Source organism: Snodgrassella sp. B3882 (genome assembly GCF_026535915.1).
In the GTDB taxonomy this organism is placed as follows: domain Bacteria; phylum Pseudomonadota; class Gammaproteobacteria; order Burkholderiales; family Neisseriaceae; genus Snodgrassella.
Genome location: NZ_JAFNPF010000001.1, coordinates 1,957,417 through 1,983,352, shown reverse-complemented (window position 1 = coordinate 1,983,352; position 25,936 = coordinate 1,957,417). Strand labels below are relative to the sequence as shown.

General features: G+C 35.8%; 17 protein-coding genes. All 17 read left to right on the top strand.

Annotated features, from left to right (window positions below):
• Nucleotides 1-113 precede the first annotated feature (113 nt).
• Nucleotides 114-542, top strand: a complete 429-nt coding sequence (locus tag J3U68_RS08370) for a hypothetical protein (protein ID WP_267376047.1) — start codon at nucleotides 114-116, stop codon at nucleotides 540-542.
• 621 nt (nucleotides 543-1,163) lie between these two features.
• Entirely contained in the window at nucleotides 1,164-2,942 is a 1,779-nt protein-coding gene (locus tag J3U68_RS08365; RefSeq protein ID WP_267376045.1) for an RCC1 domain-containing protein, read from the top strand.
• Nucleotides 2,943-3,035: 93 nt separating this feature from the next.
• Nucleotides 3,036-11,264, top strand: coding sequence for a putative Ig domain-containing protein (locus J3U68_RS08360; protein WP_267376043.1), 8,229 nt, complete (start codon nucleotides 3,036-3,038; stop codon nucleotides 11,262-11,264).
• A gap of 157 nt (nucleotides 11,265-11,421) precedes the next feature.
• Entirely contained in the window at nucleotides 11,422-11,880 is a 459-nt protein-coding gene (locus tag J3U68_RS08355; protein WP_267376041.1) for a hypothetical protein, read from the top strand.
• 403 nt (nucleotides 11,881-12,283) lie between these two features.
• The gene (locus tag J3U68_RS08350; protein ID WP_267376038.1) at nucleotides 12,284-13,186 is read left to right on the top strand and encodes an RHS repeat domain-containing protein; all 903 of its coding nucleotides are present in this window, start codon (nucleotides 12,284-12,286) and stop codon (nucleotides 13,184-13,186) included.
• Between the two features lie 124 nt (nucleotides 13,187-13,310).
• Nucleotides 13,311-13,943, top strand: a complete 633-nt coding sequence (locus tag J3U68_RS08345; RefSeq protein ID WP_267376036.1) for a hypothetical protein — start codon at nucleotides 13,311-13,313, stop codon at nucleotides 13,941-13,943.
• A gap of 485 nt (nucleotides 13,944-14,428) precedes the next feature.
• Nucleotides 14,429-15,070 (top strand): hypothetical protein, encoded by a 642-nt coding sequence (locus J3U68_RS08340; RefSeq protein WP_267376035.1) that lies wholly within the window; start codon nucleotides 14,429-14,431, stop codon nucleotides 15,068-15,070.
• 354 nt (nucleotides 15,071-15,424) lie between these two features.
• Nucleotides 15,425-16,063, top strand: a complete 639-nt coding sequence (locus J3U68_RS08335) for a hypothetical protein (RefSeq protein ID WP_267376034.1) — start codon at nucleotides 15,425-15,427, stop codon at nucleotides 16,061-16,063.
• A gap of 483 nt (nucleotides 16,064-16,546) precedes the next feature.
• Nucleotides 16,547-17,188: a hypothetical protein gene (locus tag J3U68_RS08330; protein WP_267376033.1), complete on the top strand. Its 642-nt coding sequence runs from the start codon at nucleotides 16,547-16,549 to the stop codon at nucleotides 17,186-17,188.
• 495 nt (nucleotides 17,189-17,683) lie between these two features.
• The gene (locus J3U68_RS08325; protein WP_267376031.1) at nucleotides 17,684-18,304 is read left to right on the top strand and encodes a hypothetical protein; all 621 of its coding nucleotides are present in this window, start codon (nucleotides 17,684-17,686) and stop codon (nucleotides 18,302-18,304) included.
• A 114-nt stretch (nucleotides 18,305-18,418) separates the two neighbouring features.
• On the top strand, nucleotides 18,419-18,934 hold the full coding sequence (locus J3U68_RS08320) for a hypothetical protein (protein WP_267376030.1): 516 nt from the start codon (nucleotides 18,419-18,421) through the stop codon (nucleotides 18,932-18,934).
• Between the two features lie 154 nt (nucleotides 18,935-19,088).
• Complete coding sequence (locus J3U68_RS08315) at nucleotides 19,089-19,721, top strand: hypothetical protein (protein ID WP_267376029.1); 633 nt, start codon at nucleotides 19,089-19,091, stop codon at nucleotides 19,719-19,721.
• Nucleotides 19,722-20,204: 483 nt separating this feature from the next.
• Complete coding sequence (locus tag J3U68_RS08310) at nucleotides 20,205-20,789, top strand: hypothetical protein (protein ID WP_267376028.1); 585 nt, start codon at nucleotides 20,205-20,207, stop codon at nucleotides 20,787-20,789.
• 774 nt (nucleotides 20,790-21,563) lie between these two features.
• On the top strand, nucleotides 21,564-22,085 hold the full coding sequence (locus J3U68_RS08305) for a hypothetical protein (protein ID WP_267376026.1): 522 nt from the start codon (nucleotides 21,564-21,566) through the stop codon (nucleotides 22,083-22,085).
• 1,233 nt (nucleotides 22,086-23,318) lie between these two features.
• Entirely contained in the window at nucleotides 23,319-23,612 is a 294-nt protein-coding gene (locus J3U68_RS08300; RefSeq protein ID WP_267376025.1) for a hypothetical protein, read from the top strand.
• 308 nt (nucleotides 23,613-23,920) lie between these two features.
• A complete protein-coding gene (locus J3U68_RS08295; RefSeq protein WP_267376023.1) occupies nucleotides 23,921-24,406 on the top strand; it encodes an LIC_12616 family protein in 486 nt (161 codons plus the stop codon).
• Between the two features lie 8 nt (nucleotides 24,407-24,414).
• Nucleotides 24,415-25,881, top strand: a complete 1,467-nt coding sequence (locus J3U68_RS08290) for a DUF3383 domain-containing protein (RefSeq protein WP_267376021.1) — start codon at nucleotides 24,415-24,417, stop codon at nucleotides 25,879-25,881.
• The last annotated feature ends 55 nt before the right edge of the window (nucleotides 25,882-25,936 follow it).

Genomic DNA, 25,936 nt, shown 5'->3' with positions numbered 1-25,936 from the left:
TATCGAATGATCATACAAATCAATAATGCTGCTGCAAGTGAGAAAGCGTCCAGTCTGGCGGCAAAGGGTAGGCCGGACTATGAAGACAATTTTAATTAGAAAGAGTGAAGAGAATGAGCACAGTTTATCCATCTAATTTTATTGATACCGCTGAAGATGTGTTAAAGACATATGAAAGGGCGATGCGTGACCGAAAACGGCAAGGACATTGTTTGAGTGCAGAATGGCGCTATAAGCATGATAAACAAGTCAAACCAAGAGCGTTTGTGCTGCGCTATCGCGCCGAAGTCTTCGATATGGTAAAAGATGTGCTCAGCATCATGGCAACAAGTGATCGAGAAATATTCGCTATTTTACGCGTGGAATATGCTTATACCAGTCCATATTTTAAAAAATCCAGTCGCGCAGCCACCCAGAAAAATCAGCGGGCACGACGCAACAGTGCAAATTGGTATCGCGAAGTGGAACGCGCATTGATGATTTTCTGGCGATACATGCAGCAACACCAAGATTTTGAAAAATATTTTAAAAATATAGCTTGACAGGCCTTTTTTGTATATTAAACTAATATTAACACTACAGGTATGCTTCCCTTTAAAAGCACCAGTTATTTGCCTTTCATAAATTGGCAGCGTTGTGCTGACCATAAGAAAGGCAAAATAAAATTAGCGACATCAGTGCATAATTTTTAAAACTCATTATTTATATTTTAGTAATAAATTTCTTTAACCCGTCAGATAATTGGCGGGTTTTTTTGTATCCACTGCCAGAACATATGCCAAAAATCTCAAAATTGTTAGTCTGACATTTAAATGACATTGTTTGACGAGAATGATTTTATGTATCTGTCAATGTTACTTTGTTAAGCATGAGAAAGGAAAAAATATGACATAAACATCTTATAACCTGAATTGGTAATATTAATGACTCTATTGATATGAATAATTTAACCCGTCCTTAACTGGCGGGATTTTTTTTGGGTAGGGTAAATGACTAAGGCTAAATTAATGTGTCTAGCATGATATCAAAGTCATATAGATACGTTCTGGGATGGTTTTCAAGGCAATAGGGAATAGTAGTGTCATGCAATCATTTATTGTCTTTTGTAGGCCTTTGATCTTACCTGATGCATTTTTACATTAGTGGTAACACAAGGAGTCTAAATGAAATATAAAAAAGCACAAGGACGCTTTAAAAAGACGCTGTTAAGTTTATGCACAGCGGCAATACTTGCCAGTCCATTGGCATTTGCAGATAGTTTTACGGTGGACAGGTTAAGTCTTTTTATCAATGATGGCACATCCACATACGAGGATCGTCGCTTAAATCAAGAAAAAATTAATCTTCCTTCTAATTTAAGTTCTACTTTTAGCCAAAGCACAGGAGCTCATGGAGAATCTATTTGGCGCTGGCAAATCAAAAACACCGGTAGATCAACTTTTAACAATTTGCGTCTCACTGGTCTGATTGATTTGGATATTGATGCTCAAAACAATACTTTTTTTAATGAGCATGGTGAATTACTTAGTCTTGATGTACCACAAGGTTATCTTGCTCCAGACCGTTGGGAGGTAGGTGAACCTGGTTATTTTAAAGGCGATCTGGTCCATCGTGCAGCTAAAGGAAACTTACAAAATCGTTCAGACCTCACGTCTAATAACCCTGATGACCCTTCTATGGCTTTATCCCTTCCTCTGGATCGTCTCTATGCAGGTGAAGCAGTGGAAGTGACTGCGGTTTTAGGCGATAAAAATTTAAAGAATGGTCTGTTGCAAACTGATGGGATGAGTTTAAAAGACTATCCGAATGTATTTCAGTTTTATGCAAAAAAAATATTTGATCCATATGGTGTTATCGGTATTTCCCAAAACTCTTTAATCACAACCGGTACTCTAGTTAATGATGCTGGTGAAGTGTGGATGTGGGGCTTTAGAAATTCGGGACAACAGGGTAATGGATCCCGTTCCTGGGCCAGTAACGCTGCTCCAGAAAAGGTAAAAGGACTGCAAAACATTAAGTTTGTTACCGGTGGAGCTTATCACCTTTTAGCTTTGTCTCGATATGGTGATCTTTATGGCTGGGGACAAAGTGGTTATGGCGAAACAGGCTGTCAGCCTACAACCAGTATTTATGTTGCCTCACCCTGTAAAGTGCTTGGCGATATTACCCAAGTAGGCGTTGGAGAATACTTTTCGGTCGCTCTAGATAACCAAGGACAAGTATGGACCTTTGGACATAATTTGTATGGTCAGTTAGGTAATGGAGAACGCAAAAACAGTCAAAAACCGGTGGCAGTCAATCTAAATGGTGAAAAAGCCCGTTTGATTGGTGGCGCCTATGAAGGTGCTTTTGCTGTAACGGAAGAAGGACATGTTTGGGCATGGGGAGACAACGAAGCCAGCGGTTTAGGTTTTCAGGGATCAAAATATGGTGTGCAGAGCATTGTTCGTACGCCCACACGTGTACCTAATCTAGAGCCTTACGCCAAACAAATCGTGTATATCGCCGGAGGTAATGGTTGGGGTGAAGCGTTATTGGATGATGGAACGGTAATCGGTTGGGGATTACATGCCTCTTTGGGGATTGGAGTGCGCAAAACGAATATCTCATCTCCTGAACCTGTGGTCATCATGAAAAACGTCAAACAGTTATTTGCTCGTTATGTGGGTTCTTTTGCCTTAACTCACGATGGTGAAATTTATACATGGGGACAAACTGGTGGCAGTGCATTTCCAATGATTTACGGCGATAAAGCAACGCTGCGTGCGAATACACATGGCAAAGTAGTGGCCATTGGTGGTGGCAAAGAGCATCTGTTTTATCGAAGTGATGATGGCAATCTTTATGGGGTTGGTTATAACGACCTTTATAAAATTAACCAGTCTAAATGCTGTGCGCCGGTGGTTGATTGGCCTGGTGTGAAAATCACAGTTGATAAGTAATTAACAGGAAAAATAAAAGCGAGAATCATGAAACGATACGATAAAAAATACGATCATCTCTCACAGCCGAAGCCCAAAAAAAATCGGATGTTGATGAAAGATAGATTTAAAAAAAGCGTTTGTTCCTTCGTCGTGGCTTCGATCACTATGTCATCAATGGTGCCTACGGCCAATGCCATTTATTTGAATGGTGACTTTGAGAATGGTGACTTTAGCCACTGGACAGAAGGGTTTGGTTATAACCCAGGATTAAAGGGCTCTCCTCCGTTTACCCATAAAGATATTAAAATAAATCGTGGTGGAAAGAGAATTCTAAATATGGTAGGTGCCACATCTGATCCTAGAGCACCGCATTTAACTTTACCGCGGCAAGGGAATTATACAGCTAAGGTTAACGATGAATTTAATGGAGCACATCTTAACCATATCAGCCAAAAAGCGAGTATTACTGAGGAAGACCGCGACCCATCTGATGGCAAATTACATGTGCGTTTTAATTATGCTGCGGTATTGGAAGATCCTGGCCACATTGCCAATAACCAACCTTATTTCCATGTACAACTCAAAGATTTAACTACTGATGAAATTCTCTATGAAGATTTTGCCTATTCCAACCAGCCTGGCAGAGAATTCTACACCACCATCACTTATGGAAACGATGGATCAAACAGTATTTGGCGATCAACACCATTTATTGATGTGGATATAGAAGTACCTGATACCAAGGTTGGACACGAACTTGAAGTACGCGTAATTGGCGCTCAATGCGCTCAAACTGGACATGGTGGTTATGTGTATGTCGATGCGTTTGGTGCCCATAAAATATCACCACAAACATCTTGTATCACCAACCTTGAAGCGCGTCCTAAGCCAGGCAAAGTTCAGCTTACATGGGATGATATTGGGGTAGAAAAATACCGTGTCTATCGCTCAACCGCCTACGACGGACCTTATGTACTTCTAGGTGAAACCAAGTCTAATTATTCAACTTGGCTGGATGACACAGTAAGCAATGAACAAAGTTATTTTTATACGATTCATCCTGTTGATGCAGAAGGTGTAGAAATTTGTTCGTCAGGTAAAGTGATTTCCGTTGTTCCAGAACACTTAGATCCTGATAAAGAACTGAATCGCCCTCCTTACTTTACTACTAAGCCTAAATTGGGTGGGGATATTAGGGCGCCTTATAGTTACCAACCTGTGGTTGAAGATGCAGATGGTGATGTACTTAAATACCGTTTGCTGGAAGCACCTACCTCAATGACCATTGATGAAAACACAGGTGAAATTAAGTGGGCACCTAAGAATATAGGCGTTTACAGTGTCAATATCGAGGTAGAAGATACCGCTGGTCATAAGGTGACACAACCTTATCATATTACGGTTGTGGATGGAAATTTACCGCCAAAAATTACCAATCAAATTCCGCAGCGAATTCCAGCAGAAACTTATTTTTCCCATCAAATCGCCGTAACGGATCCTGAAGGGGAAGCCATCACCTATAGTTTGCAAAGCCAAGCATCGGGTATGAAAATAACTGCTGGCGGAAGAATTTACTGGTCTAAACCTTTACCTGGACGCTATCCTGTAACGGTTGTGGTATCAGATCCACATGGCGCTAAAGATAAACAAAGTCTGGTGTTGGTGGTAACCAGCAAACCTGAGTTTGTGAGTACACCAGTAATCAACGCAACAGTCAATAGCCCTTATCAATACCAAGCTAAGGCTTTTGATGTGGATGGTGATGCACTGACCTATGCGTTGTTAAAAGCGCCTAGCGGCATGAGCATTGATGCAAAAACCGGAGTCATTACCTGGACACCAGCCGCAGAAGGCATCGAGCAGGTAATCGTGGAAGTGACCGATGCAGATAATAATAAAGTTAAGCAAACCTATCAGGTTAAAGTAAGTGCTGAAGCTAACCATATTCCTGTCATCACCAGTTCACCGGTTACTTATAGCCCTATTAATGCAAAATATCAGTATAACCTAACGGCAACCGATGCTGATGGCGATTATCTGGAGTGGTCATTGCTGGATGCGCCAGACCATATGGAAATCAATGCTGGCACAGGGGCATTAATATGGAAAAATACCGAAGCCGGTGCCCATAAAGTTGTAGTACAAGTCAGTGATCGCCGCGGCGGGCTAGCCAAACAAGAGTTTACCCTACGTGTGGGCGAGGATGCCAATCATGCGCCACAAATCACCAGCATTCCCAATACCATCAGTAATCTGGGTGCAGCTTATAGCTACCAGCTCATTGCTAAAGATGAAGATGGTGATGCATTAAAATTCAGTCTGACTGAAGGACCAAAAGGTTCAAGTGTTGACGCCAATGGTTTATTTAGTTGGGCTAAACCAGTGCTTGGTGAACATCAGATCAAACTGAGAGTCAATGATGGCTTGGCTTGGGTAGAACAGCATTACACCTTGCACATTGTGGATGCTGATACACCGATACTAAATAATCCTCCAAGCATCACCAGTACACCAACCACATTAGGTGTGGTCAACGAAGCTTATCAGTATCAGATGGTGGCAACCGATCCTGATGGCGATCACTTAACCTATACCTTGGTTAAAGGACCAAAAGGGGCTAGCCTCGATGCCAATGGTTTGTTTACTTGGGCTAAGCCTAGTCTTGGCGAACATATTGTCAAACTAGCGGTCAGCGATGGCAAAGCACAAATGGAGCAAAGCTTTACTTTAGTGATCACCGACAAACCAGTCATCAATATGCCACCACAGATCGTGAGCGATCCAGCTAAAGATGCAGTGATTGATCAATCCTTCAATTATCAGCTTGTGGCTACTGATCCTGATGGAGACTTACTGATCTATGGCATGGAAGAAGGTCCAAAAGGGGCGAGCATAGATTCTAGTGGATTGTTTGTGTGGGACAAACCAGTACAGGGTTCACATCCAGTGAAACTGATAGTGAGTGATGGTTTTCATCAGGTTACTCAAAGCTTCACCATCAATGTGACTTCCACCCCTCCAAGTAATTTAGCCCCTAGTATTACCAGCGTACCCAAATCACGTACCACAGTAGGAGAAAAATATACCTATCAGATACAGGCAACCGACCCTGAAAACGATGTGCTCACCTACAAATTAGTAGAAGGACCAGCTGGTGTAACTATAGATGCCAATGGTTTACTGGTTTGGGAAAAACCTGCCTTAGGCGAATATACCATCAAACTGGAAGTGAGTGATGGAAGCAACCTGGTTTATCAAAGCTACCAACTGCAAGTGGTGCAAAGTGCAGTCAATAACCAGCCACCCAAAATCACCAGTATCCCTGTTACCCAATGGACTGAAAATCAGCCCTACAGCTACCCAGTGCTTGCCGTTGATCCGGATGGTGACAAACTTACCTATACCTTAGTAAAAGGTCCGGCTGGAATGGCTTTTGATCGCGATGGTATTTTAAACTGGCAAAAACCTGTTTTGGGTAACCACGAAATTGTTATACAGGTCGAAGACGGCAGATCCTACTATCAGCAACAATATAAACTGAATGTAAATAAACCAACCGCCATCGGTACCGGCACATTCAGCATAGATATGTCTGCCGATCCGCATATAGTGGCTCCTGGTGAAAATGTTTCAGTCAATATCGTTTTAGAGGGAGGCAAAAAACCTTATACGGTCAAATCTCTAACTTTAGATGGTAAGACTGTAGTCGTAAGCGGGCAAACCGCAAAGGTTAGCAGTACAGACATTGGATTGCATACCTTAGTTGCAACTGTGGAAGATGCTAACGGGGTAAAATTAACCAAAGAAGCATCATTCATCGTTAAAGATGTGGCGGATACCATACCGCCAGTAGTGGAAATTTCTGCTCCAGCGAGTTCCAATAATATCGGAGTAGCCGAAGTAACGACCATTACAGATATTGTGGGTACTGCTTCAGATGCCAATATAGCAGAATATCAGCTGTTTATTTCACCTGCTTCAGAAAACAACTGGACATCCATAGCCAAAGGGACCAGCTCAGTAGTGAATGCCAAATTAGGCAACATCAATCCACAAATCATGGCAAATGGATTGTATGATTTATTACTGGTTGCAACTGATAATGGCGGTAATAAGTCTAGTGCCGAAATCAGCGTGATAATCTCAGGTGAACAAAAAGTTGGGCAGTTCTCCTTAAGCTTTTTGGATCTGGATATTGATATAGGCAACTTACCCTTACGCCTAACCCGAACCTATGATACCCGCCGTCAACATGAAAAGCTGGACTTTGGTCATGGCTGGAGCGTGGATTATCAGGACGTCAAAATTCAGACCAATGGTGTACCCGGACGAGATTGGGATCTTGAACAAACAGGTTCAGGTTTGAATCAAAAATTCTGCCCACGTCCTGTTGGTTCCCGTATAGCAACCATACGTTTACCTGATGGCAAAATGGAACGCTTCAAAATTGGCGTTACTCCAGATTGTAATACCTGGATGCTACAACTGAAAGGTAACTTCTTCCAGATTAAATTTGAACCGATGGAGGGCACCACTTCAACATTGGAAGCGACAGATGTAGGCGATTTGCGCGTCCATGGTGGCAATTTGTTCGATTACTGGAATCTGGATAAAGTCGATCCACAGTCTTTCAAACTGACCACGCGAGACGGCACCGTATACCATCTGGATAAATCCTTTGGTATTAAACAGATTCAGGATCGCTTTGGTAACACCTTGAACTATACCAAAAACGGTATAACCCACTCAAATGGTGCTAGCCTGATCTTTACCAGAGATTCCATGGGTCGCATCACCCAGGTTGAGAGCCCAGATAAACGCGTATTGCATTATTCCTATGATAATGATGGCAATTTGGCTGTCAGTACAGATACACAAGGAGGTAATACCAAATTCACCTACCATCAAGCACCGTCGCAACGTCATCAACTGGACGAGATCATCGCACCTAATGGCAAGCGGGTCTTTAAGGCTGAGTTTGATGATAAAGGGTATTTGATTGGTCAAACCGATGGAGAAGGCTTTAAAGTTAATCTGGAGCATGACATTGACAACAAAACCGATTCCGTCACAGACCGTAATGGCAATACCACCGTGTATATCTATGATGACACAGGTAATATCATCGAAGAAAAAGATGCCTTGGGTAACACCACCAAGTACACCTATGACCAACATGGTAATGAACTCACCGTAACTGATGCCTTGGGTAACACAACCACACGCGAATACAATCGTTATGGTGAAGTGACTAAAGAAACCAATGCGCTAGGCTTCTCCACCGAATCTGCTTATAACGAAGATGGTAACATAACCGTTAGCAAGGATGAATTAGGCCGAGAAACCAAACACACCTACGAAAAAGGCACAGGTGCATTAACGGCGATTATCAATGCATTGGGTCAAACCACCCGTATTGGCTATACCGTAAAAGGTGATTTAGCTGCTATCAGCGATCCTTTAGGTAATAAAACCAGCTATAGCTATATCGACATCGGTGGCAAACGCTTAGTATCATCGCAAACCGATGCTGCTGGTAACAAAACCGAATATGAGTATGACGCCAAAGGCAATCAGACCGCGGTTAAACAGCGCGTCATCATCGATGGTAAAGCGACAGAAATCATCACCCGTTCAACCTATGATGATAAAGGTAACGTGCTCACCCAGACTGACGAAAACGGCAAAGTCACCAAATTTGAATACGACAAGCTGGATCAACTGATCAAAATTATTGAACCAAACAAGCGTGTCACCGTATTTAAATACGATAGCAACGGCAATCAGGTAGAAATGATTTCACCTGATGGACGCAAAGAACTGACAGAGTTTGATGGTAATGGTAATGAACTGAAATCTTGCATCGCTGGAGTTTGTACCGAAACCGTTTACGATGCTCGGAATTTGCCTACCGAAGTCAAAGATGCATTAGGTAACATTACCAAAACCGAGTACGACGCCAACGGCCAAGCAGTTAAAACAACCGATGCCAGAGGTAACAGTACCAGCATGGTATACGATGCCATAGGTCGATTGATTGAGCAAAAAAATGCCTTAGGTAATACAGTCAAAAGTCAATATAATGCAGTAGGTAATCTCGAACATTCAATTGATGCTTTGGGTTATGTCACTGAGCATATATACAATGATATTAATCAGCTAATCCAAACTGTTTTACCGAATGGCAGCACCATCAAATATGCCTACGATGCAGCTGGCCGAAAAACCGCGATTATAGATGCTGAAAATGCCAAAACCCAGTTTAGCTATGATGCGATAGGTCAGCTTTATCAGGTAACTGATGCACTAAACCACAAGACCAACTATGGTTATGACAGCCGCGGCAGCCTAATCTTGCAAACCGATGCCAATAACCATGTAACCAGATTTGGCTATAACAAGACTCGTCAGCGTTCACATCGGATCTTACCATTAGGTCAGAAAGAAAATTGGTCTTATAACCAACTGGGTCAGCTGGAAAAACATACTGATTTTAACAGTAAAACCAGTACTTACCAGTACAACAACAGCAATCAGCTGGAAAAAGCAGATTACGCTGATGGTCGAACTATTCGCTATGAATACGACCAACATGGCTATACCACCAAAGTAGTAGATAGCAGCAGTGGAGATTTACTGTATAAGCCCGATCTATTAGGTCATACACTGGAATTGACAACCCCAACAGGTCAACTTGCCTATACATGGGATGCTAATGGCAACAAAACCAGCCAGCGTATCAATAACAGTTCAGGCATACAGTATCGCTATGATGCCCTGAACCGTATCGAAAGCATCACCGCAGTTGATGGTAGCGTCACCAGCTTTAGCTATGATGCCAATGGCAATCGTACCCAAATTGTTAGAGCCAACGGCACAAGTAGCCATTACAGCTATAACGAAACCAATCAGCTCACATCCCTGATTCACCGTGATGCAAACAACAACATATTGGCAAGTTTTAAATATAGCCTGGATAAAAACGGCAGACGGACACAAGCCATAGAAAGCATCAATGGCAAACAACGTACCGTTAACTATAGCTATGACGCAACAGGCAAACTGCTAGAAGAGAAAATCACCGAAGGAGATAACACTACCCTTACCAGCTATACCTATGATGCGATGGGCAACCGCCAAAGCAAAACACATAACGGTGTAACAACAAACTATACCTACAACGCCAACGACCAATTGGTCAGCGAAGAGACAGCAGGTGTAGAAACCAAATATCAATGGGATGCTAATGGCAACTTAATTGGCAAAACCACAGACCAAGGAGAGATTAAATATACATGGAATAGCAATAATCGCCTGATCCAAATAGATGACCAGATCAAACAGGTCAAAGTAAATTATACCTACGACGGCGAGAATAACCGCATAGGTAGAACAATGGAGCAAGGTGGCAATATCACCGAGACACAGTACCTTGTCGATAGTGAACGGCCATTTAGTGAAATTACTGTTGAGCGTATCCGTATCAACAACGGAGCTTGGGAAGAACATAGCTATTTGCATACCCCTGATGGAGTAGGTGATTTGCTCACTCAGACCAAAGCTGGACAAACAGTGTACCTCTATCAGGATGGTCAAGGTTCAACAAGATTCGTGACCGATAACACAGGAGTAATCACCGAAACGCATAGCTTTGATGCCTTTGGTGATGAGGTTCAAGCTTTTGGACAAATGCCCACAACAACAGACATCAAACATCTGTATGTTGGCGAATACTTTGATCAAGACGCTAACTTCTACCATATGAGGGCTAGAGAATATGCTCCGGCAGTGGGTAGATTTACCAGCTTGGATGAATTTGAAGGAGAACACAATGTACCTCTAACCCTTAATAAATATATTTATGCTGTTAATGATCCTTTAAATGTTGTTGATCCGAGTGGTAGATTTTTTTATGTAATATCAATAACATATGCTAAATATCCTATCACCTCAACTCTTTTATTTGCAACATCGGCTATAGTTTTTGGCAAGTCAGTAAGAACAATTCTAGAATTAATATTCTTGAATAGAGAGATAAATTATGAAATAGCATCCTTCCCTGTAGAATCATCGCCTATGGCCTTAACTCCTGCGCAAGAGGCCCAAAAACAAATTCAATATGTTATAATGAAAAAACTGTCTGATATGTGGACACCTCCGTCGGGCAAAGATTGTAGTCAGATTTCTAAGGAAATTCACCGGGTGGCAGCAGTAATTTCGCGCTATAAGCTTTGGGATACCATGTGGCTATCGGGTCGGCATGCTGAGAAGATTCAGACATGGGAAAACAGGCTTAAAAAATTGAAAGAGAATCATCAAAAATATTGTGTAAAAAAATAAAGATCACTAATTGAAAATAAATCCCAGTAAGAAAATGTTTACTGGGATTTTATAAGAAAAAATTAAAATTTTTCTTCATCAATAAAATATTGAGTAAAGTGAGTAAAGTGAGTAAAGTGAGTAAAGTGAGTAAAGTGAGTAAAGTGAGTAAAGAAATATGAAAAATAATTTTGATAATATCCCATTGGATAAGGAATGGGGAAAGATTTCAAATAGTGACTTGGATTTGAAATATGTTTATGAAAAATTTCTTGGAAAAACTAATCTTGAAATGCAAAGAATTTATAACGGAGTCGTTGCTATAGAGTATGTCGATGCTTTAAGATGGATGCCTCCTGTGCCATTTTATTATTATATTCAAGGAGTTATTGATTATATAATCAATGAACATTATCAAGATATAGATTCTTATGATGCAGCCTATTCTTTTTTTGGTTTGATCAGAGAAAAGTTAGAAAAAAATCCTCAATTTTTAATACCCGTTAAAGATAGGGTTTTAACGACAATTAATTATATTATGGATAATCAATCAGCATTTTGTATAGATGAATATAATGACCAAGACGAATTTGCGTCATTATATGGTTATATCCATAAAGAGTTGGAAAAGATTTAATCTGGACTACTTAACTGCGGTACCTGTTTCCCAATAATGGATCAGATATCACCTATTGAGCAGATATAGCGTATATTTCAAAGCTAAATCTTTCGAACTCTAGCTTATTCATAAATTCTCATACCATTGAAACCCGTCTTATGGAAATATAGGGCGGTTTTTTTAATTAAACCTCACCATAGGAAAAGTAACCGAAAAAAATGGAGATAAAGTTGAAACCCAATACCTGATCGATAGTGAGCGTCCTTATAGCGAAATCGTTCTGGAAAAAACCAGAACAAATCAGGGAGCTTGGCGAGAAACCATATATCTGCATACACCAGAAGGTGTAGGTGACCTAATCACCCAAGATCCAACGGGGCAAGTAAACTATCTCTACCAAGATGGTCAAGGCTCAACCCGATTGATCACCGATGATCAAGGTAAACTACAAACCAGCTTTGATTATGATGCCTTTGGCAATGCACTCAATACAGCCCAGCCAAACAGCACAATTAATCATCGATACGTGGGCGAATATCTAGATGAAGACAGTGGCTTTTATCACCTAAGAGCGAGAGATTATGATCCGAAAATAGGGCGGTTTATTAGTAGAGACAGTTTCGAAGGGGTGAAGAACAATCCTATTACACTGAATCCTTATTTGTATGCTAATGCAGACCCTGTGAATGGTGTTGATCCGAGTGGACATATGGTATTACTAGAAATAAACATATCACTTTCAACTCGATCATGGGCTCATATTAATACGCTATTAAATCTATATAATAAAATAGATAAAGCATTGGTAATATATCAATCCGTAATTGCCCTTAAGAATGCATCTAATTATTTCAGCTCACCAATTTATCAAGGACTTTTAAAAGGAGCAAAAAAAGACAAAGGATTTATAAATGCTATGACTAACTATGATTTAGCGATGGCAAATTTGGGTTCCAATATTCCGCATATTATTGCTGGAATTACAAATGGAGAAGGTAAGGGTAAAGTGATAGAATTCATAAAAAGTCCCAAAAATAATTTATTAATATATGGACCAACACCTCTTAAAGGTAAGCCATGGATTCCTAGTGTAAAAATTAATATTGGAGAGATCACATTAGCGAAATCCCATCGCAAAATACAGCTTGAAATAGGCAAAGTTAAAAAACAAGGAGGTAGGCTAATAGGTTTAGGACATTCTCAAGGGGAGACAAAAAATGCAGGTCATAGACAATGGTTTAGAATGGATTGGCATCCTATTCATGGGAATGAGGATTTTGTATCGGGCGATTATCATTATCATTGGAACATAAATAAGAAATAGTTTTGGTAAGATAATCATTATCATTTGAAGTGGCTAAAAAAAACGTACCCTAAATATTTAGGGTACGTTTTCCAAAAATGGTATAAAATTAAATTGTTAAATAATTTTTAAATTGGGTTACTACATGAGTAATATATTTGAAGATAAAGGCTTAGTACTATACTGTGGTGGTTTAATAAAAACATTCAATATATTAAAACAATTGTATGATGAACATGGGAATCTTTATATGTTAATCAGCATAAGTGGCGATGATGATAAAAATTGTTTAATGGAATGGGTAAAATTTCTTTATGAATACTTACACGAAATACATGATGAAATCTGTATGATGTATTCTATAAAAGAACCAAAATTTGATATCCTAGGAATTTATAAATATGGTTACGATGGTAATTTTGCATTAATGGGAAATATTGACGAAAATTTTTTGTGGATTATTGCTCAGTTGCTATATTCTAATAATGAATATATTTTAATATTTTCAAATGAACCTGAAGATGATTGGCTGCATGATTATATCGAAGCGATGAGCAAGTATGAGTTTAGTTTAGTAACTTTATATTATTGGCAAACAATCGTACAACATTTTCATTTTAGTTTCTTCAACACGTTGCCTGATTGGGATTGTGATAGCAATACCTTGCTTATATCAAAAGATCAAAAACTATTCAATAAATTTATGTATAACAAAAATCGTAAATATAGTTGGGAAAAATTGAAAATGAATATGTTTCCAATGGACGATTTGTGTTAATATCACCAAATAAATAGAGATATTACAGAAAATGAAGTTAGCGCTTAGATTCAACGGGCGAGCATCATTTTGCTGAAATAAGGTTAAGAGGAATTTAAGACTAAGTTACACATATCATAAAAACAACAGCTATTTAGTATAAAAATCTTTAAAAATTTAATTTATATTATGACGATGGAATTAAATAGTAAAAATTGTATTATGAATGAATTGCTAGTTTAGAAAAATTCATTACGATTTAATTTAGGATATCTCCCTTATATATGAAATGTCTTTTTTATACCCAGTAAAAATTGATTATTTTTTTATAGTTTATATATTTAAGACATATAAAACTATAATAACCCCCAACACTTAGTCGTATAAGCTATTTATTTAGCTAAAATTAATGATAATAAACTAGGTTCACAAAACCTTAATGAGGTGGCATACTCTATACAGGGTAAATATAATTAAAACATTGACAAAAGGAGCGGAATAAATCCATGAATAATAATGTGGCGAGTAGAAAACAACCTGATTTTAGGGATATGGAACCATATTATAATCTTTCATTTATGTGCATGAATCCCCGAAATCAGCTAAAATATTTCTATATTAATCGGTTTGCAGCTGTTACAAAAGAAGAACATTTAAAATATCATTGGTTATATGCCGACGAAACATACAATTTCGAGATAATTAATCCTATTTATCAATTGTTTATTTCGATTAGCGAAAGAAGCGGTAGGATGTTTGATTTTTTTCCTAACGTACCCGACGAAATTGACTTTTCAACCTTTGAAGATCCAGAGGACATATATTACGATTTATTGGGAGACGGAGACTTCTTTGAAGAATTTGAAGAAAAAATTGAAATACATACCACAATAGAAGATTTTTTAAATGGTAAAGAGTGGAAAGAATTAAGAAGACGGAGTAGAGTTTTTTTAAAAAAGATCAATTTACCGATATGGCAAAAATTCGAAAAACCAATCCAGTTTTCATTATTTCTTTATCCAATCAATTTTGAAGTGTATGCACCTTTTCCTTACTGGAGTTACTATAAAGTATATGATAAAGAAACCTGGAGAATGTTAAAAAGAAAATATGATCTTCTCTACAAAGATGCACATCTTAATTTTTAAGTCATTTAATTTCCCAGTGTTTAATTTTTGGGGATTGCTATTTTTAGTAATATTCTATAATGTAATGAGAAACTGTTAGGGTCAGAGCAAAGAAAGTCTAGGGACAAGCTATAACCAACATCGAAAATGATTATTTATCTTCTTAGAATGGTTTAAATAAACTAGTTAAAATAAGCTATCTAAATTAATCCAGATAATTTAAATTTTCAGTTTCAATATAAATGTCTTTACATATAAATATTATATATAATACTTCAAAATTGATGGACAGAAGAAATATATTTATCAATAAAAATATATTGTTTAAAAAAGGTGGAAATAAATGGTTGAACGATTTTTAAACTGGGTCACTACATGAGTAATATATTTGAGGATAAGGGCTTAGTACTATATTGCGGTGATTTTATAGAAACATTCAATATACTTAAAAAATTGTATGATGAACATGGTGAACTGTATATACTAACAGACATAAGGGGTAATGATAAAGATGGTTTGATGGAATTGGGGGAGGAAACTTATTTTTTCATGACCGAAATTCTGCATGAAGCCAGTATAATATATTCTCCAAAAGAAGCAAAATTTGATATCCTAGAAATTTATAATTATGGTAACGATGGTAAATTTGCTTTGTTGGGAAATATAAACGAAAATATGCTGTTAATTATTGCTTATCTGATAATTTGGTGTTCAGATGAAATCTTTTTTATATTCTCAAACGAACCTAAACAAGAATGGTTGCATGATTATATCGGAGCGATCAACAAGACTGCTGATCCCAATCAGTATTGCATAGTAACTTTATATTATTGGCACACGATCGTACAACAATTTCATTTTTGTCTTTTTAACATGTTGCCTGATTGGGACTGGAGTAGCAATCTACTAATCGTATCAAAAGATCAAAAACAATTTAATAAATTTATGTATAACAAAAATCGTAAATATAGTTGGAAAAAATTAAAATTGAGTATGTTTCCAATGAACAATTAGTATCAGCGAATAAATAGCTATATTACAGAAAATGAAGTTAGCGCTTAGATTCAATGGTCGAAATCATTTTACTGAAATAAGGTTAAGAGGAATTTAAGACTAAATTACTCAAATCATAAAAACAACAGCTATTAAGTATAAAAATTTTAAAAAATTTAATTTCTATTATGACAATAGAATTAAATAGTAAAAATTGTATTATGAATGAATTGCTAGTTTAGAAAAACTCATTACAATTTAATTTAGGATATCTCCCTTATATATGAAATGTCTTTTTTATACCCAGTAAAAATTGATTATTTTTTTATAGTTTATATATTTAAGACAGATAAAACTATAATGAACCCCAGCACTTTGTCGTATAAACCCTTTTCTGGCAAGAATTAATGATTAAAAACTAAGTTCACAAAACACTAATGAGGTGGCATACTCTTTACAGAGTAAATATAATTAAAACGTTGACAAAAAGTGCGGAATAAATCCATGAATAATAATGTGGCGAGTAGAAAACAACCTGATTTTTTTGATATGGAACCATATTATAATCTTTCATTTATGTGCATGAATCCCCGAAATCAGCTTAAATATTTTTATATTAATCGGTTTGCAGCCGTTACAAAAGAAGAACATTTAAAATATCATTGGTTATATGCCGACGAAACATACAATTTCGAGATAATTAATCCTATTTATCAATTGTTTATTTCGATTAGCGAAAGAAGCGTTAGGATGTTTGATTTTTTTCCTGACGTACCCGACGAAATTGACTTTTCAACCTTTGAAGATCCAGAGGACTTATATTACGATTTATTGGGAGACGGAGACTTCTTTGAAGAATTTGAAGAAAAAATTGAAATACATACCACTATAGAAGATTTTTTAAATGGTAAAGAGTGGAAAGAATTAAGAAGACGGAGTAGAGTTTTTTTAAAAAAGATCAATTTACCAATATGGCAAAAATTCGAAAAACCAATCCAGTTTTCATTATTTCTTTATCCAATCAATTTTGAAGTGTATGCACCTTTTCCTTACTGGAGTTACTATGAAGTATATGATAAAGAAACCTGGGAATCATTAAAAAGAAAATATGAGCTTCTCTACAAAGATGCACATCTTAATTTTTAAGTCATTTAAATTACCAGCGTGTAAAATTTTTTGAGGATTGCTCATTTCAGTAGCAGTCTATAATGTGATGAGATCTTGTTAGGTCTAGAGCAAAGATGGTATATAGGCAGGCTATCATATCTTAATGAACTATATTGAATAAACCATTTACATAGTTGTAATAAAAACAGAAGACATAAAGCCTGATGCGTTTATATAATGAATTAAAATTGAATATAATCAATTTGTTTACAAATGGAAAGAAGCAAATCAATGAAAATGACGTAGCTAGTTGAAAACATATAAAATTTTTGGATATTGAACCATGCATATAACTATATGCATGAAAATCAGAAATAAACAAAGTATAATGCCATCGATAAGCATCGATTATCTGATTTTAAGAGGATCATTATCACTGTAAATAAGAAAATAAGCTTTTCAGTCGAGATATCCGGAGAAAACCATTATCAGATGTAATTTTACCTTAAAACTGACTGTTACAAGGAAGCAAAAATGGATAAGGTATTAATTGAAAGTACAGGATTAATTTGGCACAAAAGGCGAGCATATGCTGCATATTCTGTAATGAAAGCTTTATACCAAGAAAGTAAAAAATTTTGTATTTTGCTTGGAACAGCGAAAGAATATGAGTTGTCTAGTGCTTATTCAGGCTATAATTATATTATTTCGTGGTTTCCAGAATTTAAAGATTTGATTTCTCCAGATTGGCCAGATTATGAAATAGTACAGAAATTTAATTATGGCCAGAATGGCGAATATACCTTAATCAGCTCCATCAATGACAGTATGTTATTGGCAGTGGCATTGGCATTTTGTTCTGCACTTCCATGGCATACCTTTCTTTTTTCTGATCTACCAGATAATACTTGGCTAGAAAAATATCTACAGGATTTATATCAAAGTAATAATCTAACTTCCGTAACATTAAAACATTGGCAAACACTATTAAATAATTTCAAATTTTCTTCATTTGCCTTATTGCCAGATTGGGACATATTTGCAGATATTTTATTGATATCAAAAAATGAAAAATTGTTTAACACATTGATGGCTATTGAACCCAATCTTAACCGTTGGAAGAGTGTAACAATGGATATGTTTGCGCCAGATTAACCTGCAAAAAATGATGGTTTTGAATGGTTAAAAAAGGATATAAACAAGATTCCTATATTGGTATTAGCATGATTCCACCATCCAATGACTAAGTCTTAAAATATAGGAGACTTTATGATGAGTTTAAGTTATGTAAAATGTTATAATGATTACACTGAAAATTGGGAAAACGTACCCATATTAGTATGGGCTTCAGATATTTGCTATAGCTTTTTTAATGGATTGCATATATTCCCACCTTATGAGGTAGCTAAAAAATTTACTTTAAACCCAAAATTTTCTTATGATGTTATATTAGGAAATGAACCTGTTGAATGGGAACCTTTTGAATTAACAACAAAAGATTATAATTCAATTAAAAATTATTTTCTGACAAAGTTTGGAAGCCATTATTTTGAGTTAGAAAATAATATCAATAGCTCAAGAGAATATATAATGTGGCGTAGAGAAAAAAAATATGGCATCCCGATTAAAATACAAGAAGAATTTTTTACTCGATTTGATGCTGCAGAAAAAAAATTCAAATCGCTTGAAAATAAGCCAATAGAATATATAGCTGCATGGGAAGAATTGAATGAAATAATTGCAGAAGAACAATCTTTATATAAGTTATATAAAAAGAAATTCTAATAGATATTGTATTAAGAATCTTTTTATAAAAAATAAATTATACCTAATACTATAATAGATATGCGCAGTAAAACGTACCTTAAAAATTTAGGGTATGTATTCTAAAAATGCTGTAATTTTAAATTGTTAAGTAATTTTTAAATTGGGTTACTACATGAGTAATATATTTGAGGATAAGGGCTTAGTACTATATTGTGGTGGTTTAATAAAAACATTCAATATATTAAAACAATTGTATGATGAACATGGGAATCTTTATATGTTAATCAGCATAAGTGGCGATGATGATAAAAATTGTTTAATGGAATGGGTAAAATTTCTTTATGAATATTTAAACGAAACACATGATGAAATCTGTATGATGTATTCTTTAAAAGAACCAAAATTTGATATCCTAGGAATTTATAAATATGGGAAGTATGGTAATTTTGCTTTAATGGGAAATATTGACGAAAATTTTTTGTGGATTATTGCTCAGTTGCTATATTCTAATAATAAATATATTTTAATATTTTCAAATGAACCTGAAGATGGTTGGCTGCATGATTATATCGAAGCGATGAGCAAGTATGAGTTTAGTTTAGTAACTTTATATTATTGGCAAACAATCGTACAACTTTTTCATTTTAGTTTCTTCAACACGTTGCCTGATTGGGATTGTGATAGCAATACCTTGCTTATATCAAAAGATCAAAAACTATTTAATAAATTTATGTATAACAAAAATCGTAAATATAGTTGGAAAAAAATGAAAATGAATATGTTTCCAATGGACGATTTCTGTTAGTATCAGCAAATAAATAGAGATATTACAGAAAATGAAGTTAGCGCTTAGATTCAATGGTCGAAATCATTTTGCTGAAATCAGGTTAAGAGGAATTTAAGACTAAATTACTCAAATCATAAAAACAACAGCTATTAAGTATAATAATTTTAAAAAATTTAATTTATATTATGATAATGTAATAAAATATAAAAATTGTATTATGAATGAATTGCTAGTTTAGAAAAACTCATTACGATTTAATTTAGGATATCTCCCTTATATATGAAATGTCTTTTTTATACCCAGTAAAAATTGATTATTTTTTTATAGTTTATATATTTAAGACATATAAAACTATAATGAATCCCAGCACTTTGTCGTATAAACCATTTATCAGGCAAGAATTAATGATTAAAAACTAAGTTCACAAAAAAATGATAAGGTGGCATACTATATACAGGGTAAATATAATTAAAACGTTGACAAAAAGTACGGAATAAATCCATGAAAAATAATGTGGCGAGTAGAAAGCAACCTGATTTTTGGGATATGGAACCATATTATAATCTTTCATTTATGTGCATGAATCCGAGAAATCAGCTCAAATATTTTTATATTAATAGGTTTGCAGCTGTTACAAAAGAAGACCATTTAAAATATCATTGGTTATATGCCGACGAAAAATACAATTTCGAGATAATTAATCCTATTTATCAGTTGTATATTTCGATTAGAGCAAATAGTTATGGAATGTTTGATTTGTTTTCTGGCGAAAATCCAAAGATTAACTATTCTTCAGATGAAGATCTGGAGGACTTATATGACGATTTAATAGAAGACCATTGCTTTGGTAGTGATTTTGAAGAAAATATTGAAATTCATACCACAATAGAAGATTTTTTAAATGGTAAAGAGTGGAAAGAATTAAGAAGACGTTGTAGAGTATTTTTAAAAAAGATCAATTTACCGATATGGCAAAAATTCGAAAAACCAATACAATTTTCAGCATTTCTTTATCCAATCAATTTTGAAGTGTATGCACCTTTTCCTTACTGGAGTTACTATAAAGTATATGATAAAGAAACCTGAAGAATGTTAAAAAGAAAATATGAGCTTCTCTACAAAGATGCACATTTTAATTTTTGAATCATTTAAATTCTCTGGGTGTTAAATCCTTTTGGGATTGCTAATTTCAGTAACATTCTATAATGTAATAAGAAACTGTTAGAGCCAGAGCAAAGATCGTATAACGGTAAGCTATAGCAGCATCAAAAATAATTATTTAGCTGACAAAAATGGTTTTAAATAACCTAATGTTGAGGTGACAAATTATGTAGATGATAATTAAATATAAAAATGTCTACAGCCAGAAAGGGAATAAATCATTGAAGATAATTTGGCTAGTAAAAAAATCATATTTTTTAATAAAAAACCACATGTTTATCCTTCTTGTGCAGGTATGTTCTTACGAAAAAAGAAAATAATTTTATATAAAAACATAAGTTTATAAAAAATAGGAGCATTATGTTTATTGGACGCAGGAATGATTATAAAGTTTAAAAATTTATGAAAAGTCTAAATTTCACAAAGGCTCTACAACACCATTTTATTGGAATAGGATTACCAGTTTTTACTGTACAAAACAATCTAAAAACTATCTTTTTAAATCAAATGGGATATAAAAAGTAATTTAAGAATTTATAATAAATATTGAGTAAACCGTATATTTGAGTTTTCCAACCAAATTAGTAAAAATGAAAATATGGGTGTATACGGATTTATATATTGTCTGGATTGATAAAATTATGAAATTTAGAATTAGTTAATCACTATATTGTAAAGAAATTAGGGTGAAAATTAATCATGGCAAAGATTTTTAAGCTGTACTTCAAGAATATTGGGGCTATACATAATGTACTCAGAGAAATTGGAATGTTCAAAGGCTTATTCTTGATAAGAAACGTTTATGGCAGAGGAAATGGTATTGATACAAGTAAAGCTAAATTAGTATTTTTATCTGATCATTCACAATTAGCTTTTATGGACAATATATATTTTAATGATATAAATAGTCATGGTGAATTAGGATTTGACTGGACGAAAATATATTTTTTTGAAGGTCATTTTTTTGACAAAAATCTTAATATCTACCTGAGTACCGAAGATATTGTATTAGAGAAAAGTAATCTTTTGTACTATTTTAAAAAGCGTTGTGATTTTTGGGCGGCTAGCATTGATGGTGATAATCTATGGCTAATGTCTTCCAATAATTTATTAATCCAAAATCTTTTCTTGTCTCTGTCTAACAAATTTGAGGAACTAAAAGATTTAAGCTTTTTTAAAATGGTATGTAATGAATTGTTGAATTTAAACTTTAAATTCTAAGGTTTTCACTTTTATTTGTCGATTAATATATTAAGGTAATGATCTTTTAGTCTCTTAGTTGGTCAAAAAGTTGATTTATTGTTGCTCTATTTGTTATGCATTTTTTTTATTTCTCTTATTGTTCAGAAATTCAAATCAAGCTATTTGCCAAAAGGGATTTTTAGACAGATGTGGAAATGGTAGCTGTTTTATGGGGTAGGCATTTTATCTTTAATGAAGAAGCTTATATTAAGGAATCGCTGGTTGATAAAAGCAAGAATGATTTCATTTAATTTTTTTGATTTTTTGTCCAACTTTGAATCATTGTGGAAAATATTAGCAATATGTCGAGCAAGGATTTTGGCTGGAAAAAAATTTGGCGAATTTTTAAATTTAGTGCTTGACAGGTCTAGTTTGTATATTAAACTAATTATACAGTGTAGGTATGCTTCCCTTTAAAAGCACCAGTTATTTGCCTTTCTTTAAGTTGGCAGCTTTGCTGTACCTATAAGAAGGGCAAAGTATGACAAAGCAGGTATGCTGCATCAAATTAGTTTATTCATGTCTCTATTGAAAAAAAAGTTACCCGACGGTTTTCTGGCGGGTTTTTTTTTAATCGCTCATTAGATGAGGTTGATTTCTGCTGTGCAGAAATACAAACCCGGCAAGAAAAATGAGAGTCTGTATTGCAGAGGATTCGATGGTTTTCACTGAATGTTGATTATTAATAGTTGATTTGTTTGGTTCACGGCTCTATTGTAATGAGGTACTTAGTTTAGACTGGCATTTTAGGGCGAGTCTAAAGGCAATGATGATGTGAGTGCATTGAGATGTTGTTTGGATTTTATGTTGGTTTTATTGGTAGTAGGCATGTTGAGCAGCTCAATGGTTTTTTTCATGTGTCAAAATATTTAATGTAACCAGTTAAGAAGGGTATGGTCAAATGTTAACTCTTTTTGCCTGGTAAAATTAATGAGATATTAAATATTTTTCTGCGAAATCAGTTTAATCAAAAACGGACTTGCTGAACTGGTGAGGTTATTTATTTAAGCTGGATTTGAAGTTTGAATGAATGTATAAGGCTTTCTATTAATTTATCATATTTGGTTAAAATGATTTTTGGGTAATTATTTTGGTAATAAATGATGATTTTAAGTTTTGATGATTATATTTATTTTGGTAAATATAGAGATTTCCAATAGATTTTGCATATCTGACCGCCTGATGAGGCGGTTTTATTTTAAGGTTTTTAATATGGCATATAAGATGGTTACGATTGGGTGTAAGTTGCCAAATGGGATACTTTTGCAAGTGGGGCAGGAAGTAGTGAATATTAATGGGATGGATCATAGCGGTAATGATGAGTTTGCTATGACTGCCAATGTAGCAGAGTATTTTTGGTTGGCCTGGTTAAATAGCAATAAGGATCTGGATATAGTCAAGAATGGGCAGATATTTGCTCATGCAGATTGTAAACATATTGAGGTTAAGTCCAAGAATAGAAGGGCAAAAAAAATCAGTAATAAGTCTCTTGCAAATGTTAAATAGATAAGCCTTTAAGTTGAGGTGAGTAAGAAGTCAATGGCTGGATTACTCTTGCTATTGGCTCTGTAAATCACTTTGTTCAAGAAATCAGTATTAAAAAGGAGAACCCAATTTTTGATTTTAACAACCCTATTTCTTAAATTTAGCCCAGTCCGACAAGGACTGTTTCACTGTATGACAGCTGGAAAAACTGTTTTTCAATGCAGTAGTGCGGAAGGTTTTGTAGATTCTGTTTGCAAGACGAATTATGGCAGTGAAATGCATTTAATACCACGAAGCAAAGCTTGGGCAGTCAGGTGGAAGGGGAGATTATGGCATCGATAACACATGCGGATATTTATGCGGAAGTCCGGGCATATATGCTCGGGCTTTTTTCATGTCCACCAGAAACGATTATTCAAAGCCAGCAGCAGTATAAAGCTTTCCCTGATGATGCAATTGTGATGTCCATTTTATCGGAGCAAGCTTTGGATATGGCTAATAGTTATTATCAGCCAGCAAATGATAAGGTCATTGTACAGCAATCGGTTCAGGTAAATATGCAAGTAGAGTTTTACGGTGAGATGGGGGCTGAGAGAGCACGTAAACTCTGCAATTTATGGCAAAACCACTATACAGTGGATCGTTTGCATTGCTGTCAACCATTGTATTGTGAATGTACGCCGCAAAGAGATTGCGCTCCTGATAAGAAGCTGCAGCAGGGATGGCAGGTGGTCTTAACGTTGCAGTACAACCCTGAATTTGAATTAGATCAAGTTTATCTGGAAAAACCAGAAATTACTTTAATAAACCTATAGGAATGAATATGTTACCATCTATACCAGTAAATAATGTCGTTCGTGTTAATCCAGCCGTGATCAGTGCCGGCGGTGATGCGCTCGATTTGAATACTGTAGTATTAACCGATAAAAGTGTGTATCCGGTTAAGCAATATCCAAGTGCAGAAGATGTTGGTCAGGTTTTTGGGTTCGATAGTGACCAATATAAATTCGCCCAGTGTTATTTTGATGGCTATGTCGGCTCAACGATTAAGCCAGCATCACTTTTTATCGCCCGTTACAATATGGCTGATGCCAGTGCCAAGTTGATTGGTGCCAGCGTGAAGAATCTTGATCTGGAGGAGCTGAAAGAAATCAGTGGTGATTTAGTTTTGACGATAGATGGCACGGCTGTTTCCGGATCAGTTAATTTAAGTGATGTAACCAGTTTTAGTGAGGCTGCAGTGAAATTGTCTGCTGCTTTGTCGGTAGCAGTTTCTTTTGATACCCAGTTACAAGCGTTTATTATTAGTTCGGCTAAATCCGGCGCAAATTCAGCTATTTCTTTTGCCGCTGGTGTTGTGGCAGATTCTTTAAAGCTGACTAAAGATTGTGGTGCTGTTGTTGATAATGCGACGCAGGCTGATAGCCCAGATACGGTAATGGAACGGGTAGCGGCGTATACGCTGAATTTTGCGGTAATTACCACGGTTGGCACAACTTTTGGTCTTGATAAGCAGAAATCTTTAGCAAAATGGAACAGTAAACAAAATGACCGTTATTGGTTTGTCTATCACGGTCAGGAGCCAACAGCTCTGATTGCCAATAATAATAATTGTTTTGCCGCTTGGTTAAAAGAAAATGCCATTTCGGGAACAACGGCTATTTATGGCACTTTGGAACAGGCTGGATTGGCGTGTGGTTATGCTGCTTCAATTAATTTCCGTGAAATGAATGGTCGTTCTACTATGGAATTCAAACGCCAAAGTGGTATAGCTGCTGCGGTAACGGCGTTAAAGGATGCGGATGCGCTTGAGAGTAATGGTTATGCTTATTATGGCGCATGGGCTACCGCTAATGAAAGATTTATATTTTTCCGCAATACTAAGGTCAGCGGTGATTTTGCCTGGGTCGATACTTATCTTAATCAGGTTTATTTTAATGCTCAATTGCAATTAGCGTTTATGAATATGCTCATCAGTTATAAAGCTATTCCTTATAATGCTGATGGTATTGCTATTCATCGCGCTGCTGCTGAAGACCCGATTCAGGAAATGATCAATTTTGGTGGAATCCAAAGTGGTATCAATCTGTCTGAAGGGCAAAAATCTCAAATTAATTATGAAGCGGGTTTTGATGCAGCACGTCAAATTGAAACTACGGGTTATTGTTTGTTGATTCAACAGGCTGCTGCACAAGTTCGCGGTCAGCGAGGTTCGTTACCGATCAAGCTTTGGTACACGGATGGTGGCAGTATTCACTCGGTGAATCTGGCCTCTATTAATGTGCAGTAATGTTTTCTCTCTATGATCTAGCCCGTGCATTTGCGCGGGTTTAATTTTTAAGTAA